Here is a 17,351-nt window from a genome sequence, read left to right on the forward strand (position 1 = left end):
TCACGGGCACGCCGAAACGGCCCGGGGGGGCGGGCGCCGCCCGGGCGTGACGGCGGGACCGGTTCGCCGCGGCGGGGCCATGTCGCCGCGGCCTGCCGAGGCCGGGCCGGGTCGCCGCGGCCTGCCGAGGCCGGGCCGGGTCGCCGCGGCGGCGGGGTCAGTCGTCGCGGCGGCGGCGCCCCCGGCGGCCGGGGCGCAGGCGCTCCCCGGTGGAGTACAGGTCCGGGTCCACCTGGAAGATCGCGGTCCCCGCGGGGCCGGTGTCGTCGTCCTCCTCGTCCGGGCGGGCCGGCGCGGCGGGCTGCTGCGCGGGGGCCTGGCCCACGAGGTTGGCGACGAGCCGGTCGTGCTCGCCGAGCGCGGGCGCCACCGCCGGGGCCGGCGGCGGGGTCGGGGCGCCGGCGACCAGCTTGTCCCAGGTGCCCTCCGGCGCGGCCGCGATCTGGGGGCCCGGAGGCTGCGGCGCCGCCTCGGGAGCCGGGTCGTACCCCGGGCCGTGGCGCGGCCCGTCCCCGGCCTGCGGCGGCTCGCCGTACTGCTGCGGCTCGCCGTACTGCTGCTCGCCGTACTGCTGCGGCTCGCCGTACGGCGTCCCGCCCGCGTACTGCGGGCCGCCGTACTGCGGTGTGTCGGGGTACTGCGGGGAGTCGGGGTAGCCCGGGGTGTCTGCGTACTGCGGGCCGCCGTACTGCGGGGCCTCGGCCCGCGGGGCGTCCCCGTAGTGGGCGCCGCCGTACTGGGACGCCTCGTCGTACGGCGCGGCGGGGCCGGGCGGCGCGGGCGGGGCGCCGAAGTGGGCGGAGACGGGCGGGCCGTCGTACTGGGCCGGGCCGCCGGCGTAGGGCGCGGCGGGGACCGGCGTGTCGGGCAGGGTGGCCCCGTGCGGCGCGTCGTAGGCGGGGGCGGCCCCCGCGCCCCCGTCGTACGGCGCGGCCGGGAAGGCGGGCGCGGGAGACGGCGCGTCGTACGCGGGCTCGTAGGAGCCCGGGGACGGCGCGTCGTACTCCAGGCCCGGGATCAGCGGGTCGGGTGGAGGGGAGAGCGGAGGGGAGTACGGCGGGGCGGCGAGGCCCTGGCCGGTGACCGGCAGGACCGGGTCGTATCCCGGCTCGGGGGACTGCCGCGCCGCGAACGGGACCAGGTCCGGCTCGGACTCGCGCAGGTCGCGCTCCACGTCGAAGAACGCCGTGTCGTCCGGCGACGGCCCGGCGGCGGCCGGGGCCGCCCCTCGGGCGACCGGCAGGTCGGCGTACCGTCCCTCGCCGGTGTGCGGCGAGGCCGGGTGGGCGAGTTCGGTGGTCTCCTGGGGTTCCGGCAGGGCGCCCTCGTGCTGGGCGACCTCGGCCAGGCCCGCCTCCAGGGTGTCCAGGAGCCGGTCCACGTCGGACAGCGGCATGCGGAAACTGCCCGCGCAGACCTCCCCGCGCCAGAGGCTCAGCACGAGCGTTCCGGCGTGCCAGGTGACCCGTAGCGCACGCTCCTGACCCCGTGAATCAAAGAAGACTTCACCGAACGGCGGCAGTGGGACAACGTCTGACATGGGGAACATGGTGCTTTAACTGCCCTTTATCCGTCCAGTCGGCGCCTGAATGGCCCCCATTTCTGAGGGTCTGGTCAATGTTGGCTGACCAGAAGCTGAGTGCTGGCCAGGGTTCTGTACAGCGCGTCGAGCTCCACAAGCTCATCATGCGTCCCCGCGGCCCTCAGCCGCCCGGCTTCCAGCACAACGATCTGATCCGCGCTGGTCACGGTCGACAGCCGGTGCGCGATGACCATGACCGTCGTCTCCCCCGCGACCCCCTCCACGACGTCCCGCATCGCCAGCTCGTTGACCGCGTCGAGCTGCGAGGTCGCCTCGTCGAGCAGCAGCAGCCGCGGCCTGCGCAGCAGCGCGCGGGCGATCGCGACGCGCTGCCGCTCGCCGCCCGACAGCGCGGTGCCCCGGTGCCCGACCTGCGAGTCCAGCCCGTCCGGCAGGCGCTCGACCAGCGGCTCCAGCCGCGTCAGGCGGACGACCTCGCGCACCTCGTCCTCGGTGGCGCCGGGCGCGGCGAGCACCAGGTTGTCGCGCAGCGTCCCGGCCAGGATCGGCGTGTCCTGCTCGACGTACCCCATCGAGCCGCGCAGCTCGGCCAGGGGCCAGTCCCGCGCGTCGCGGCCGTCCACGAGGACCGCGCCCTCCTCGGGCTCGTAGAACCGCTCAAGCAGCGCGAACACCGTGCTCTTGCCCGCCCCCGACGGGCCCACCAGCGCCGTCACGCTCCCGGCGGGCACCTCGAAGGACAGCCCGTCGTGCACCCGGGGCCGGTCCTCCCGGTACCGGAACGCCACCCCCTCGAACCGGACCGACGCCGGCCCGCCCGCTGGACCGGCGGGCACCGCGGGTACGGCGGGGCGGTCCCCGGCCGTGGCTCGCGGCCCCGGGCCCTCCCCCCGCGCCCCGGCCGGGGCGGCGGGCCCGGGCCGTACCGCACCGGCGGGCGCGGAGGCGACGGAGGCGGGGGCGGCGGGAGCGGGGCCGACGGGGGCGACGGGCTCGGCGGGCAGGTCCTCGATCTCGCGCATGCGGGCGACCGCGGCAAGGCCCGCCTGGAGCTGGGTGGCGGCCTGGACGAGCTGGGCGATCGGCTCGGTCAGGTAGAACAGGTAGAGCAGGAAGGCGACGAGGGTGGAGACCTCCATCGCGCCCGAGGCCACGCGGGCGCCGCCGACGCCGAGCACGGCCAGGAACGCCACCTGGATCGCCAGCCCGCCGGCGATGCCGGTGAGGGCGGTCCATCCGGCGACCTGCACGCCGCGCCGCCAGGCCTCCTCGGCGGCCTTCCCGACGACCTCGGTCTCGGCCGCCTCGATGCCGCTCGCCTTGACCGTGCGGAACGCCCCGAGCGCGCGTTCGAGGGTGGCGCCCATCTCGCCCACGGCGGCCTGGGCGCGCTCGGTGGCCCGCGAGATCTTCGGCATGATCACCATCACGCCGCCGCCGATCACGACCAGCACGCCCAGCGACACGGCGAGCAGCACCGGGTCCATGATCCCCATGAGGATGATCGCGCCGAGGCCGATGAACAGCCCGTTGACCGTGTCCACGAGGCTGTTGGTGGTGACGGTCTGCAGGAGGGTCGTGTCCGAGCTGACGCGCGAGAGCAGGTCGCCCGGCTTGAGCCGGTCCACCTCCGGGACCGGCAGCCGCAGCATCCGCCCGATGAGCTGCCGCCGCGCGGCCAGGACGATCGACTGGCCGGTGCGCTCCAGGACGTACATGCCGGCGGCCGAGATCACGGCTCCGACGACGACCAGCACGCCCAGGGTGATCAGGGGGCCGGCGAGGCCCTGCCCGCCGCCGAACGCGTCGATCACCGTCTTGGCCACCAGGGGCTGCGCGAGCCCGGCGACGCCGCCCGCGAACCCGAGCAGGCCGCCGCCGAGCAGCCGCCACCGGTGGGGCCGGGCGTACGAGAGCAGGATCCGCCAGCGCGGACGAGTTCCTTCCACGGCCGGGCAACGCCCGGTGCGCCGCCGCTCGTTCCGATGTGGGCGGAAGATACGACTTGAGGAGGAGTCACCCCCTACCCCGGGAGTAGCGCCTGGCAGGATGGCCCCCCATGAGCCTGATCCTGGCCCCCGGCGAGGGGGAGCGGCTGCGGGCCCCCTCCGGCCACTACGTGGTCAAGCAGAGCGGGGGCGCGCTGTCCGTCGTGGAGTACCACATGCCGCCCGGCGCGCTGGGCGCGGCGCCGCACGTGCACCACGGCCACGAGGAGGGCTTCTGGGTCCTCTCCGGCGAGATCACCTTCGACCTCGCCGACGGGCCCCGCACCCTGGCCCGGGGCGGCATGGTCCACGTGCCGCGCGGGGTGGCCCACGGCTTCCGCAACGCCGGGGACACTCCCGCCTCCTGCCTGTTCCTCCTCTCCCCCGCCGGATACGAGAACTACTTCCGCGACGTCCACCGCGCGCTGGAGAACGGCGAGGACCTCACGCCCGACCGCCTGGCCGAGCTCCGCGCCCGCTACGACACCGTCTCCGCCTGACCCTCGCCGTACGGCCGGACGCCCGGCCGCCCTCGAAGGGTGGCCGGGCGGGCGGGCCGCGCCGCCGTACGGCCGGACGCGGCCCTGGACGCGGCGGTCAGGCGGGGACCGGGGTCTCGCCGGCGGGCGGGCGCGCGTCGTAGGCGCGGCGGGCCGCCAGGATCTCCTCCGCGTGCTCGGCGCCCCAGGTGGTGATCACCGCGAGCATGCCCGCCGCGCTCTCGCCCAGGTCCGTCAGGGCGTACTCCACGCGCATGGGCACCGTCGGGTAGACGGTGCGCGTGAGGAGGCCGTCGCGCTCCAGCGAGCGCAGGGTCCGGGTCAGCATCTTCGGGGTGATCCCGTCGAGCATCCGGCGCAGCTCGCCGAACCGCCGCGGGCCGAACAGGAGCGCGCCCAGCACCAGCATCGACCACTTGTCGGACAGCAGCTCGATGGCCACCCTCGGCTTGCACGCGCGCAGGAAGGCGTCCGCGCCGCCGAATTTCCGCAGGTCAGGAAAGGTACCCATGAGGTACCTAGATACCATTCCGGTGCCTTCTTCACAATGGGTACCAGCCGTCGGAAGCATGGGACCACCGAGAGAGGAGATCCCATGCGCGCGATCCTGCATGACTCGTTCGGCGGCCCCGAGGTGCTCCGGCTCGCCGAGGTGGACCGGCCGGAGCCGGCCTTCCACCAGGTGCTGATCCGGGTGCTGGCCGCCGGGGTGAACCCCGCCGACTGGAAGGCGCGGCGCGAGCCGTTCGACCTGATCGGCGGGCCGCCCCTCATCCCGGGCTGGGACGTGTCCGGCGTCGTCGAGGCCGCCGGGCGCGGCGTGACGCGGTTCCGGCCGGGCGACGAGGTGCACGGGCTGGTCGCCTTCCCCTACCGGGCCTCCGCCTATGCCGAGTACACCCTCGCCCGCCCCCGCGACCTGGCGCGCAAGCCCCGGGCCCTGTCCCACGCCGAGGCCGCCGCGCTGCCCATGGCCGCCCTCACCGCCTGGCAGGCCCTGGTGGAGTTCGCGGAGGTACGGCGGGGCGACCGCGTCCTCGTCCACGCGGCGGGCGGGGGCGTGGGCCACCTGGCCGTGCAGATCGCCAAGGCGCGCGGCGCGCACGTGATCGGCACGGCGCGGGCGGGGAAGCACGCGCTGCTGCGGGGGCTGGGCGCGGACGAGCTGATCGACTACACCGCGACGGACTTCACCACGGCCGTGGAGGGCGCGGACGTGGTGTTCGACCTCGTCGGCGGGGACTACAGCCTCCGCTCGCTGCGCGTCCTGCGCCGCGGCGGGCTGCTCGTCGCCGGCGCGCCGCCCGCGCCGGGGACCGCGGCCGAGGCGGAGGCGCGGGGCGTGCGGTACGGCGCGCTCCAGGTCGAGCCGGACCGCGCGGCGCTGGAGAGGATCGGCGCTCTGGCCGGGGAGGGGCGCCTGCGGGTCCACGTGGAGCGGGAGTTCCCCCTCGCCGAGGCCGCCGCGGCCCACGAACTCGGCGAGAAGGGCCGCGTCACGGGCAAGCTCGTCCTCACGATGTAGCCACGCCCCGATCCGTGCGGCGCCTGGCGCGCGGCGGGCCAGGCCGTACGGCGAGCCAGGCCGGACGGCGGGCCAGGCCGGACGGCGGGCCCGGTCAGGTGGCGGGCGGCGGGCCGAGGATGGCGGCGAGCCGGTCCGGGCCGAGGGGCTCGACGGGGAGGGGGCGGGCGGCGCCGGGGCGCAGGCCGTCGAGGAAGAACGCCAGGAACCGGCGCCAGGCGTCCGGGGCGGCGGACATGGACTCCCGGATCACCTGGGACACGGCCCAGACCAGGGTGATCAGGTCCGCCGTCTCGAAGTCGGGCCGGAGCCGCCCGGCCTCCCGGGCCCGCGCGATGATCTGATCCACGTGCCGGAACCCCCGGTGGCACGCGGCCGCCGCCTCGGGGCTGAACGACCCGGCCCGGGCGATCGCGTCGTTCAGCCCGTGGTTCTCGGCCTGGAGCGCGAACAGCCCCTCGACGAAGCCGGCGAAGCCGTCCCACGGGTCGGGCGCGGCCAGCGCCTCGGACCCCAGCCGGTCCAGGGACGCCAGCCGCCCCACCAGCACCGCGTCGAGGAGCGCCTCCCGCGTCGGGAAGTGGTTGTAGAGCGTGCCGATGCTCACGCCCGCCTGGCGGGCGATCTCCTCCAGCGGCGCGTCCACGCCGCGCTCGGCGACGATCCGCGACGCGGCGTCCAGCAGCCGTTCGCGGTTGCGCGCGGCGTCCGCCCGCAACCGCCTGCCTCCAGTGGTCATGGCTCCATCATCCGATATCGAGGGCAGCCTCAGGTTATGCTACGGTCGGAATCAAGTTGAGATCCCCCTCAATTTATTGCCGCCGAGCGAAAGGCACAGCCATGCCCGACTCCTCCCGCAAGACCGCCGTCGTGATCGGGGCCGGCCCCGGCCTCGGCATGTCCGTCGCCCACCGCTTCGGCCGCGAGGGGTACGACGTCGCCCTCGTGTCGCGCACCGGCGCGCGCCACGGCGCCTACCTCGCCTCCCTGGCGGAGGCCGGCGTCGGGGGCGCGTCGTTCCCGGCCGACGTGCGCGACCCCGGCGCCCTCACGGCCGCCCTGGACGCGATCCTCGACCGCCACGGCCGGATCGACCTGGTCTACTACGGCCCGGGCTCGACCGACCCCGACGCCCACCCGGTCCCGATCGCGAGCGCGGACGCGGAGAGCGCGCGGCGGGCGATGAGCTGGGTCTACCCCGCCCTGGACGTGACCGGCCGGGTGCTGCCGGGCATGCTGGAGCGCGGGGAGGGCGGGCTGCTGTTCGCCACCGGGATCAGCGCGGTCATGCCGCTGCCCGCGCTGGGCAACCTCGCGATCTCCTCGGCGGCGCTGCGCAACTACGCCCTGACGCTCCACGCCGACCTGGCCGGGAAGGGGGTGTACGCCGGGGTCCTCACCATCGGCGGCGTCATCGAGCGCGGCGACGTCCACCGGCTGGTCATGTCCGACCCCGGCAGGTTCGGCGGCGTCCCGCCCCGGACCCTCGACCCCGACGACATCGCCGACGCGGCGTGGAAGCTCTGCACGGAGCGCTCCGCGCCCGAGGCCACCTTCAGCGTCTTCTCCTGATCACCGCCCGGGCCCGCCGTACGGCGGGCCCGGCCCGGCCGTACGGCCCCGCCCGGGCGCGGTACCCGGGCGGGGTATCGTCGGGTTGTCCACAGGGGCGTGCCGGACGGCTCGGGGAGTCGGGGGGACGGGGTAGCGTTTGGTGTCGTGCCCGCCGAGAAGACGCCCCCGATGCTCGACCTGCTGGCCACCGCGGTCTCCGCCCTGGGAGGCGCGGAGCGGCCCGGTCAGGTGAAGATGGCCGAGGCCGTGGCCCGGGCCATCGAGGCGGAGGAGCATCTGGCCGTACAGGCCGGCACCGGCACCGGCAAGTCGCTGGCCTACCTGGTCCCGGCGATCCGGCACGCGGTGAGCGAGCGCAAGGCCGTCGTCGTGTCCACGGCGACGATCGCGCTGCAGCGGCAGCTCGTGGACCGGGACCTGCCCCGGCTGTCCGAGGCGCTGGCGCCGATGCTGGGGCGGGCGCCGGAGTTCGCGATCCTCAAGGGCCGCCGCAACTACCTGTGCATGCACCGGCTCCAGACCGGCGCGCCCGACGACGACCCGGACGAGCTGTTCGACCCGCGCACGCTGTCGGCGACCGGCCGGCACGTGCAGCGGCTGCACGAATGGGCCGACGAGACCGAGACCGGCGACCGCGACGAGCTGGTGCCGGGCGTCAACGAGCAGGCCTGGCGGCAGGTCTCGGTGACCGCCAAGGAGTGCCTGGGGGCCACCCGCTGCCCCTACGGCACCGAGTGCTTCGCGGAGCTGGCCCGGGCGCGCGCGGGCGAGGCCGACGTGGTGGTCACCAACCACGCCCTGCTGGCCATCGACGCGCTGGAGGAGTTCCAGGTCCTGCCCGAGCACGACGTCGTCGTCATCGACGAGGCCCACGAGCTGGTGGACCGGGTCACGTCCGTGGCCACCGACGTGCTCACCGCGCCCGGGATCGCCACCGCCGCCCGCCGCTGCGGCCGGCTGGTCGAGGACGCGATCTCCGACCGGCTCGCCGAGGCCGGGGAGAACCTCGGCGCCCTGCTCTCGGCCGCGCCGCCCGGCCGCATCGACACGCTCCCGGAGTCGCTGGGCCTGGCCCTGGCCGGGGTCCGCGACGCCGCCCACGCCTGCGTGACCGCGCTGGGCCCGCGCGGGAAGGACTCCGACGACCCCGACGGCGCGGGCGCGCGCCGGGCCGCCTTCGCCGCGCTGGACGACGTGCACGACACGTGCGTGCGCCTGCTGGAGGCCTTCGACGGCGAGCACGACGTGGTGTGGCTGGAGGGCGCGGGCGACCGCCGCCCGGCCGCCCTGCGGGTGGCGCCGCTCAGCGTGGGCGGGCTGCTGCGCGAGAAGCTCTTCGGCGACCGCACCGCGGTGCTGACCTCGGCGACCCTCGCCCTCGGCGGGGACTTCTCCAACCTCGCGCGCCAGTGGGGCCTGTCCGCCGACGGCAAGGACTGGTCCGGGCTGGACGTCGGCTCGCCGTTCGACCACCCGCGCAGCGGCATCCTCTACGTCGCCCGCCACCTGCCGACGCCGGGCCGCGACGGGCTCCCCGAGGCCTACCTCCACGAGATCGCCGGCCTGATCGAGGCCGCCGGGGGCCGCACGCTCGGGCTGTTCTCCTCGATGCGGGCGGCGCGGGCGGCCAGCGAGGCGCTGCGGGAGCGCCTCGGCGTCCCCATCCTGTGCCAGGGCGACGACGCCACCGGCCTGCTGATCAAGCAGTTCGCCGAGGACGAGGAGACCTGCCTGTTCGGCACGCTCTCGCTCTGGCAGGGCGTGGACGTCCCCGGCCCGTCGCTGCGGCTCGTGGTCATCGACCGCATCCCGTTCCCGCGTCCCGACGACCCGCTGCTGTCGGCGCGGCAGCGGGCGGTCACCGCCCACGGCGGCAACGGCTTCATGTCGGTCGCCGCCACCCACGCCGCGCTCCTGCTCGCCCAGGGCGCGGGCCGCCTCCTGCGCTCGATGGACGACAAGGGCGTGGTCGCCGTGCTCGACCCCCGCCTCGTGACCGCGCGCTACGGCTCGTTCCTGCGGGCGTCGCTGCCGCCGTTCTGGGACACCACGGACCCCGAGGTCGTCAAGGGCGCCCTCAAGCGCCTGTCCGCCGTCCCGGCCTGACCCGGGCACGGCGAAGCGCCCGCCGCGCGGGGCGGCGGGCGCTCTCCGCCGTACGCCCCGGCCGGGCGCCATGCGGACGCCGTACGGCGCGGGCCGGGCGCGGGGAGGCGGCCGGACCGGACGGAACCGGCAGGGCCGCACCCGCGAGGCGGGGTGCCGTCAGGCGAACGGGGTGAGGTCGGGGCGCTTGGGCGGCAGGCCGTCGCCGGAGGAGCGGCCCCGGATGCGGCGGCCCAGCCACGGCAGCAGGTGCTCGCGGGCCCACTGGGCGTCCTCGCGGCGCTTGACGCGCGGGTCCACGGCCTCGCGCGGCGGCCAGCCCTCGCGCCAGTCGTCCTCGCAGTCCACGCCCAGGATCTCGCACAGGCGGGCGGCCACGCGGCGGTGCCCCTCGGAGGACAGGTGCAGGCGGTCGTCGCTCCAGGCGCGCCAGTCGCGCAGGGACGCCATCGACCACTGGTCCACGACGCGGCAGCCGTAGATGTCGGCGATCGAGCGGATGTGCAGGCAGTAGATCGCCATCTTGGCCCGCGCCATCCGCAGCAGCCCCGCGTCGCGCACGTCCACGGAGGTGAACAGCACGACCTCCGCGCCGGTCGCGCGCAGCCGGCGCACGGCCTCCGCGAACTCCTTGGCCAGCGCGTCGGGGTCGGCCCCGGGGCGCAGCAGGTCGTTGCCCCCCGCGCAGAAGGTGATCAGGTCGGGCTTCATCTCGATCGCCCGGGGCACCTGCTCCTCGATCACCTGGCTCAGCAGCTTCCCGCGGATGGCCAGGTTGGCGTAGCGGAACCCGGGCTCGCGCGCCGCGAGCACCTCGGCCACCCGGTCGGCCCAGCCCCGGTAGCGGCCGTCGGGACCGAGATCCGACATGCCCTCGGTGAAACTGTCGCCGACGGCGACGAATGACGTGATGTGCATGGTGCACATATCGTACCGAACGCTCCAGAATTCCATTCGGCGCCCTCCACCCTCACCCTCGGCGGTCGCGCGATCCCCGCGCGGCCGGGGTGCGCGAGCCGTACGGCCCGCCGCGAGCCGCACCGGCCGGCCGGGTCACTTGGCGTCGGCGTAGGAGTCCACGGGGACCGCCTCGATCGGGAAGCGGACGGGGGTGTCGCCGAACAGCAGGGCGCGGGACTCCTCGGCCGCGTCGTGGACGGCGGCCGCGACCTCGGCCGACAGCCCGGCCGGGCAGTGCACGACGACCTCGTCGTGCTGGAAGAAGACCAGGCGGGCGGGGTCGGGCAGGCGGCGGCGCAGGGCGGCCAGGAGCGCCAGCGCCCACTCGGCGGCCGTCGCCTGGACGACGAAGTTGCGGGTGAAGCGGCCCCGGTCGCGCGCGGCGCGGGAGCCCTCGGGGCCGGAGACCAGTTCGCGCCAGCGGGCCGAGGGCGGCGGGCAGGTCCGGCCGAGCCGCGAGCGGACCAGGCGGCCGTCCTCCCCCGCCCGCGCGGCGTCCTCGACGTAGGCGTAGGCCGCGGGGAAGCGCTTGCGCATGACCGCGAGCAGTTGCAGCGCCTCTCCGGAGCCCCCGCCGTACATCGCCGACAGCAGGGCGATCTTGGCCCGGTCGCGGTGGCCGCCGAACGCGTCGGCCAGCGCGGCGTACAGGTCGGTGGTCCCGGCGGCGTCGGCCAGGCCGCGGTCGCCGGAGAGCGCGGCGAGCACGCGGGGTTCGAGCTGGGCCGCGTCGGCGACCACGAGCTTCCAGCCGGGGTCGGCGATCACCGCCCGCCGGATGATCTTGGGGATCTGGAGCGCGCCGCCGCCCCGTGTGGCCCAGCGGCCCGAGACGACTCCGCCCACGACGTACTCCGGCCGGAAGCGCCCGCCGCTCACCCACTGGTCGGCCCACGCCCAGCCGTGCGCGGTGTGCAGCCGGGACAGCTCCTTGTAGCGCAGCAGCAGCGGCACGACGGGGTGGTCCACCTGCTTGAGCACGTGGGACCGGGTGGACGGCACGGGATGGCCGATCGCGGCGAACGCCTTGACGATCTGGGCGGGCGAGTCGGGGTTGACGGCGCGGCCGAAGGCGGCGGCGATCCGGTCCGCGAGCTCCTGCAGCCCCTTGGGCCGCATGCCGTGCGCGGGGCGGGGGCCGATCAGGGAGGTCAGCAGCTCGTCGTGGACGTCCACCCGGAACGGCAGGCCGTCGGCGGTCATCTCCGCGGCGACCAGCCCGCCCGCGGACTCGGCGGCGGCCAGCAGCGGCAGCGGCCCCGGCAGGCGGCGGAGCTGCGCGGCGTGCACGGCGACGGCGGCCTCCAGCTCGTCGAACGCCGGCGGCTCCGGCTCGAACAGGCTGGCCTGCGGCTCGGGCGTCTCCGCCCGCTCCTCGGGGACCGGCAGGCCGTTGAGCCGCGCCCACGCGGCGCCCGGGGACGACGGCTCGCCGTACCGGCCCTCGTGGGCGAGCGCGATCGCCTCGACGAGCGCGACGTCGTGGCAGCGCGCCAGCCGTACGCCGGAGGCCAGGAGGCCGGGGTAGACGCGGGTGGTGTCGGCCCAGACCCAGCGGGGGCGCTCGGCGGCCTCGATCGCGCGGACGGTGGCGGCCAGGTCGGCGGCCTCCTCGGGCGGGCCGAGGGGCGTGCCGTCCTCGGCGAGCCGCTGGATCCGCCCAGCGCCGCCCTCCCCGGCCGATATCGCCACCCGCATGCGCCCATTCTCGCGCACTCGAACACACTTCCGAGCCGCCACTCGTTATGGTGATCATTCACTTGAATACGGGAGGAAGCGTGGCGCACCGGGAGAATGAGCCACTCGGCAGCCGCTACCTGTTACTGGACCGGATCGGGGCCGGGGGGATGGGCTCGGTCTGGCGCGTCCGCGCGCGCGACACCGGTGAGATCCTGGCCGCCAAGCTGCTGCGCGAGGATCTGACCGGCGACCCCGACATGGTGATGCGCCTCGTGCGCGAGCGCGCCGTCCTCACCCGGCTCCGGCATCCGCACATCGTCGCCGTCCGCGACTTCGTGCTGGAGGGCGACCGCGTCGCGCTGATCATGGACCTGGTCACGGGCAGCGACCTGCGGCGGCGCCTGGCCTTTCGCGGGCCCCTCCCCCCGGCCGCGGCCGCGCGCCTGATGGCCCAGATCGCCGGTGGGCTGGCGGCCGTGCACGCCGAGGGGATCGTGCACCGCGACCTCAAGCCCGCCAACGTCCTGCTCGACGAGGACGCCCGCACCGCCCGCCTCACCGACTTCGGCATCGCCCGGCTGCTGGACGGCGGACGCCTGACCGCCACCTCCGTCGTGCTCGGCACCCCCGACTACATGGCCCCCGAGGTGGTCGAGGGGGCCGACCCGACTCCCGCCGCCGACGTCTACGCCGCCGGGCTCGTCCTCTACGAGCTCCTGACGGGCCGCTCCCCGTACGCCGGCGGCCATCCCCTCGCCGTGCTGCGCCGCCACCTCACCTCCTCGCCCGAACCCCACCCCGCCATCCCCGACGCCCTCTGGCCGGTGATCACCGCCTGCTGCGGCAAGGACCCCGCCCGCCGCCCGGCCGCCGCCGCGCTCGGCGACTCGCTCCGCGCGGTCCTCGCAGCCCTCCCCGGGGACCCCTCCGCCGAGCCCCCCGGGGCCGCGGCGTCCCCGGGAGACACGCCGCCTTCCCCGGGAGACACGCCGCCCCCCGGGAACGCGCCGTCCCCCGGGGGCCCGCTCCCCCCGCCGCCCGGCACCGGCCCGATGGCGGCGCTGTACGGCGGGCGGGCGGCGGCCGGCGCCACCGGGCCCGACGACGCGGAACCGGTCCCGGCGTCCCCCGGCGCGCCTGGCCCTGCGGGGGCGCCGCCGGCCCCCTCCCCGTGGGCGCCCGTGCCGCCGGGCTCCGCCCTCTCCCCCGCCGCCCCGCGCCCGCTGCCGTACGGCGCCGCGGGGACGGACCCGGGGGCCGCCGGGCGGGGCCGCTCCGAGGGCGCGGGATGGGCCCTTCCCGGCCAGGACCCCGGGGCCCCCGGGCCCGGCGGCTTCCCGTCCGGCGGCTCCCCCTCCGGCGGCTCCCCCTCCGGCGCGCCGGGCCCGGGAACGCCCGGATCCCCGCCGCGCGGCGGCCCCCCGGAGCACGGCGGGACGGGGGGCGAGCCGCAGTACGGCGGGCCGGCGACCGCGGGCGCGCGGCGGCCGCGGCGGGTGGTGGGGGCCGCGGCCGCGCTGTCGGCCGCGGTGGCGTGCACCGCGGTGATCGCGGTGGTGGCGCTGAACGGGCCCGGCGGGAAGCCCCGCCCAAGCGCGGCTGCGCCGGTGGCGGTGACCGCGCCGACGCAGCCGGCCACGACCACGCGCTCGGATCCGGCGCCGTCGGCGGAGGGCGCGGCGACCGGGATCGGCGAGCCCGATCCGGAGTCCGGCTCCCCCACGCGGACGGCGCGGGCGACGCGCACGCCCTCCGCCGGCAAGAGCCCGTCGCCCGGGCCGTCCCCGACGCGCGGCGAGGAGCCGAAGCCGACCCCGGCGCCGACCCCGAAGCCGACGCCGAAGGCGAGCCGGTCGCCGCGGCCGGAGCCCATCGGGTGGCGGTGCCGGGACTGGGCCGCCTCGAACGGGGGCTTCTCGATGTCGCCGTGCATCGCCACGAACGGGCGGCAGGTCATGATCCAGGGCCGGACCAGATCCGCGGTCGGTTTCAAGGTCGAGGTGTTCGTGGACCTGCACGACGCGAGCACCGGGCGCGCGATCGCGTCCCGCTCGTGCTCGGCGACCCTGGAGCAGTCGAACGTCGTCCACACCTGCGGCGTCTTCGAGGTGTCCGCCCCCGGCGGCCGCTACGTCACGCGGCAGCGGTACAAGCTGCAGTTCATGGCCGAGCCGTCGGGGGCGGTGGACTCGCCCGCGATCTCGTGGTGAGCGCCGCGGTCAGAGCCTGACCGTCCGGGCGTGACCGCCCTGGCGTGACCGTCCGGGCCTGATCATCCGGGTCTGATCGTCAGAGTTCGATCTCGAACTCGTCCTCCAGCGGCGGGTCCAGTTCGTGCTCCCGGCACCCGGTCGCGGCGTAGCAGCTCACGACCACCTTCTCCGGCGTCACCGACACCCGCAGAAAGCTCTTGAAGAAGGGCGGCTCGTCCCAGTCGGACAGCTCCGAGACGTACCGCTGGAAGACGGTGCCGACCGGCAGGCGGAACGGCCACGGCCAGGCCCCGAGCAGCCGGGCCGCCCACCGCGCCTTCCGCGTGATCGTCACGCCGGGCGGGATCGGGCGCACCGGCTTGTTCCCGATCTGCCTGGCGGTGATCAGCGCGGCCTGGTCCGGGGGGATGTAGAGCCACCCCATCCGCAGCCGCCGGGCGTAGAGCTGGCTGTAGAACGACAGGGAGTCACCGCGCAGCGGGTAGCAGCGGAAGGAGTCCTCGGCGACCCCGCCCACGTCCACCCGCCGGATCGTGTGGGTGGCGTGCATGAACGCGCCGCCGCCCCCGGCGACCACGTAGTGGATCGTGCGGCCGTCCACGTTCACCGGATAGTGCTGGTAGTTGTGGATGTCGCCGCCGATGACCGCGACGTACCCGTTCGCCGGGTCGCGCACGATCTCGTCCACGGTCCCGCCGCCCTCGATCGGGCACGGCTTGTAGGCGTTCCTGTCGTAGATCGGCTTCCCGGTGATCAGCAGCTTGGGCCCGGCCACCCGCGACACGCGCCGCAGCCAGTCCCCCTGCTCGGCGTCCAGGGTGCCGGTGATGCCGGTGTCGATCCCGACGACGCGCAGCGGCCCGGTGTCCAGCACCCAGTACGGCCCGGGCTGCTCGGCCCGCTGCGACGGGTCGCCCCGCATCGCGCGCGCCGTGGCCAGCTTCGCCTCGTCGATCTTCGCGGGGTGGCGCCACAGCGGCGGCAGCCCGTCCCCCTTCGCCGGCGGCAGTCCCGGGGCGTCGCAGAACACCCGCATGAACCCGCCGAGCCCGTCGTACCAGTCGTGGTTCCCGGGCACCGCGTAGATCGGCGCGCGGTACCCGGAGAACGGCCGGAAGAACTTGTCGCAGTAGTCGTCGCCCTCCCCGGTCGGGTAGACCACGTCGCTGGCGATCACCGCGAACGCCGTCCCCTCCCCGATCTTGAGCATCCCCGGGACCACGGCGTACTGCGACGCGTCGCCTTCGCCGGGGTCGCCCAGGACCAGGAAGGAGTACGACGAGGCGTCCTCGTGCGCCCCGATGCGGAAGTCGGGGTCCGCCCCGCGCGCCCGCTGCGCCGCCACCCACCGCCGCCGCACCCGCCCCGACGGGTCGCCGAACCGGTGCGCCAGCACGTCGTTGCGCGACCGCCACAGCACCGAAGGCCGCAGCCAGGAGAACTTCGCCTTCGTCGGCCGCAGGGCCCGGAACTCCCCCGGCGTGCCGCACACCCACCCGGCGCCCGCCTTGGACCGCCGGGACGAGGGCTCGGGCCGTGCCGCGGAGGCGGGGTCCGGCCCGGGGACTCCCCGGGGATCACCCACGCCGCCGCCCGGGAGATCGCCGTCCCGCGCGGCGCCACCCGCCTCGGAACGTTCCCGGCCTGGAGTGGCTTCGCGCCGCGCCGCCTCCACGAGGTCCTCCGCATCTCCGTCGTCGAACGACACGGTCGTCGAACAACACCGTCTTCGGGCCGCCGCAGCGCCGCCGCCCGGGCCGCGCTCAGGCGTACTCCTCCGCCTCGATCGCCCGCAGCCGCCCGAACCACTCGCGGACCTCGGCCCTGCGGCCGCGGTCCATCGCCAGGTTCACCAGCTCGTGCGGGTCCTCCCACGTGTCGTACAGCTCGTGGTCGCAGTCCTCGGCCGCGGCGTCCGCGCCGAACAGCTTCGGGCCCTTGGACGGGCGGCCGAACTGATCGGTTCCGCCGCCCACGCCGTAGTACCGGGCGTACTTGTGCCGCCCGTCGAAGATCCCCCGCACGGCGTACCGCAGGGTCAGGCACGACCCGTAGTACGCCATGTCGTGCGCGAACAGGACGTGCTCGCGCACCCGCGCCGACGGGTCCCGCAGCACCGGCGTGAGGTCCACGCCGGCGCACGAGTCCTGCGCCGCCCCCGCCAGCGCGCAGATCGTCCGCGCCACGTCCACGCTCGACGACAGGGCGTCCGTACGGCTCCCGCCGGCGGTCACCCCGGGCACGCGGACGTACAGCGGGATCCGCATGATCTCGTCGTAGACGAACGGCCCCTTGGACCGCAGCCCGTGCGAGCCGCACATGTCCCCGTGGTCCGAGGTGAAGATCACCACGGTGTCGGCGGCCCGGCCGGAGGCCTCCAGCGCGTCCAGGACGAGGCCGAGGTTCACGTCCCCGTCCTGGTGCAGCCGCCAGTAGTAGTCGAGCTGCCGCAGCCAGCCCCGCTCGTCCGCCGGGTCGATGCGGCCGAACCAGAAGGAGTTCTGCTCCCTGATCCACTGCCGCTGCACGGCGGGCTTGGTCCACAGGTCGTCGTCGAAGTTCGCCGGGAGCGCGTCGAAGACCTCGTCGTACTCCCTGACGTACGGCGGGACCGGGTCGCCGCCCTCGTGCCAGACCGGCAGGATCCCGCGCACCGTGGCCAGTTCCTCGGCGTTGGCCTCCTGGTAGTCCGGCTGGTCGATGGGATACCAGTGGATGTCGTGCGGGTTCACCAGCGCCACCGCCAGGAACCAGGGCCGCGTCTCGCCCGCGCCCTCGTCGCGCAGCCAGCACGCGGCGCGCTCGGCCACGATCGGGTCGAAGTACGCCCCGGTCCCGGCGAATCCCATGTAGTGCCGGTCGTTGCCGGACCAGTCGCCGAAGCCGTACGCCTCCATGTCCGGCCGCTCGGCGTGGGACAGGTGCCACTTGCCCAGGTACGCCGTGCGGTACCCCGCGTCGCGCAGCAGGTGCCCCAGGGTCGGGACGTCCGGGGACAGCTCGCGGTGCGAGGGGAACAGCACGTTCTCGTTGACCCCGTGCTGCGGGACGTACCGCCCGGTGAACAGGCTCGCCCGCGACGGCGAGCAGGGCGAGGAGACCGTGTGGTGGCGGGTGAACTCCAGCCCCGAGTCGATCAGCCGCTGCCGGTTCGGGAGCGTCAGCCCGCCCGGGATCCAGCCGCGCTGACGCTCCTGGTCCGAGACGATCAGCAGGATGTTCGGACGGCCCATGCGCCACTCCTCGACCAAACCTTTGCTT

The 17,351-nt window shown here is 75.8% G+C and carries 13 protein-coding genes; 5 read left to right on the plus strand and 8 right to left on the minus strand.

Annotation, left to right across the window (positions count from 1 at the left end; translation table 11 throughout):
* Positions 1-157: 157 nt before the first annotated feature.
* Together D5H75_RS06675 and D5H75_RS06680 are read right to left on the minus strand one after the other, a co-directional pair.
* Positions 158-1,441, minus strand: coding sequence for a hypothetical protein (locus D5H75_RS06675; RefSeq protein WP_119925458.1), 1,284 nt, complete (start codon positions 1,439-1,441; stop codon positions 158-160).
* A gap of 173 nt (positions 1,442-1,614) precedes the next feature.
* Positions 1,615-3,492: an ABC transporter ATP-binding protein gene (locus D5H75_RS06680; RefSeq protein WP_119925459.1), complete on the minus strand. Its 1,878-nt coding sequence runs from the start codon at positions 3,490-3,492 to the stop codon at positions 1,615-1,617.
* Between the two features lie 110 nt (positions 3,493-3,602).
* Here D5H75_RS06680 and D5H75_RS06685 point away from each other — a divergent pair, with 110 nt between their 5' ends.
* Positions 3,603-4,031, plus strand: coding sequence for a cupin domain-containing protein (locus D5H75_RS06685; RefSeq protein WP_119925460.1), 429 nt, complete (start codon positions 3,603-3,605; stop codon positions 4,029-4,031).
* A 97-nt stretch (positions 4,032-4,128) separates the two neighbouring features.
* Here D5H75_RS06685 and D5H75_RS06690 read toward each other — a convergent pair whose 3' ends face one another.
* A complete protein-coding gene (locus D5H75_RS06690) occupies positions 4,129-4,542 on the minus strand; it encodes a winged helix-turn-helix transcriptional regulator (RefSeq protein WP_119925461.1) in 414 nt (137 codons plus the stop codon).
* Positions 4,543-4,626: 84 nt separating this feature from the next.
* Between D5H75_RS06690 and D5H75_RS06695 the strand changes: the two genes are divergently transcribed.
* Positions 4,627-5,556, plus strand: a complete 930-nt coding sequence (locus D5H75_RS06695; protein WP_119925462.1) for an NADP-dependent oxidoreductase — start codon at positions 4,627-4,629, stop codon at positions 5,554-5,556.
* A gap of 94 nt (positions 5,557-5,650) precedes the next feature.
* Here the strand turns inward: D5H75_RS06695 and D5H75_RS06700 are convergent, their stop codons facing one another.
* Positions 5,651-6,295, minus strand: a complete 645-nt coding sequence (locus tag D5H75_RS06700) for a TetR/AcrR family transcriptional regulator (protein ID WP_119925463.1) — start codon at positions 6,293-6,295, stop codon at positions 5,651-5,653.
* A gap of 101 nt (positions 6,296-6,396) precedes the next feature.
* Here D5H75_RS06700 and D5H75_RS06705 point away from each other — a divergent pair, with 101 nt between their 5' ends.
* Positions 6,397-7,128, plus strand: coding sequence for an SDR family NAD(P)-dependent oxidoreductase (locus D5H75_RS06705; protein WP_119925464.1), 732 nt, complete (start codon positions 6,397-6,399; stop codon positions 7,126-7,128).
* Between the two features lie 171 nt (positions 7,129-7,299).
* Positions 7,300-9,237, plus strand: a complete 1,938-nt coding sequence (locus tag D5H75_RS06710; protein ID WP_119925925.1) for an ATP-dependent DNA helicase — start codon at positions 7,300-7,302, stop codon at positions 9,235-9,237.
* A gap of 159 nt (positions 9,238-9,396) precedes the next feature.
* Here D5H75_RS06710 and D5H75_RS06715 read toward each other — a convergent pair whose 3' ends face one another.
* Both D5H75_RS06715 and D5H75_RS06720 read right to left on the minus strand, forming a co-directional pair.
* Positions 9,397-10,155 (minus strand): SGNH/GDSL hydrolase family protein, encoded by a 759-nt coding sequence (locus D5H75_RS06715; protein ID WP_119925465.1) that lies wholly within the window; start codon positions 10,153-10,155, stop codon positions 9,397-9,399.
* A gap of 135 nt (positions 10,156-10,290) precedes the next feature.
* Positions 10,291-11,895: a bifunctional 3'-5' exonuclease/DNA polymerase gene (locus D5H75_RS06720; RefSeq protein ID WP_119925466.1), complete on the minus strand. Its 1,605-nt coding sequence runs from the start codon at positions 11,893-11,895 to the stop codon at positions 10,291-10,293.
* Between the two features lie 80 nt (positions 11,896-11,975).
* On the opposite strand from D5H75_RS06720, the gene D5H75_RS06725 reads away from it, so the two are divergent.
* Positions 11,976-14,087: a serine/threonine-protein kinase gene (locus D5H75_RS06725; RefSeq protein ID WP_202637896.1), complete on the plus strand. Its 2,112-nt coding sequence runs from the start codon at positions 11,976-11,978 to the stop codon at positions 14,085-14,087.
* A 79-nt stretch (positions 14,088-14,166) separates the two neighbouring features.
* Here the strand turns inward: D5H75_RS06725 and D5H75_RS06730 are convergent, their stop codons facing one another.
* Together D5H75_RS06730 and D5H75_RS06735 are read right to left on the minus strand one after the other, a co-directional pair.
* Complete coding sequence (locus tag D5H75_RS06730; RefSeq protein WP_119925926.1) at positions 14,167-15,675, minus strand: metallophosphoesterase family protein; 1,509 nt, start codon at positions 15,673-15,675, stop codon at positions 14,167-14,169.
* Between the two features lie 178 nt (positions 15,676-15,853).
* Positions 15,854-17,323 carry a sulfatase family protein gene (locus tag D5H75_RS06735; protein ID WP_119925468.1) on the minus strand — a complete coding sequence of 490 codons (1,470 nt, stop codon included), beginning with the start codon at positions 17,321-17,323 and terminating at the stop codon, positions 15,854-15,856.
* Positions 17,324-17,351 lie beyond the last annotated feature (28 nt).

Origin of the sequence: Bailinhaonella thermotolerans (assembly GCF_003594875.1) — a bacterium.
In the GTDB taxonomy this organism is placed as follows: Bacteria; Actinomycetota; Actinomycetes; order Streptosporangiales; family Streptosporangiaceae; genus Bailinhaonella; species Bailinhaonella thermotolerans.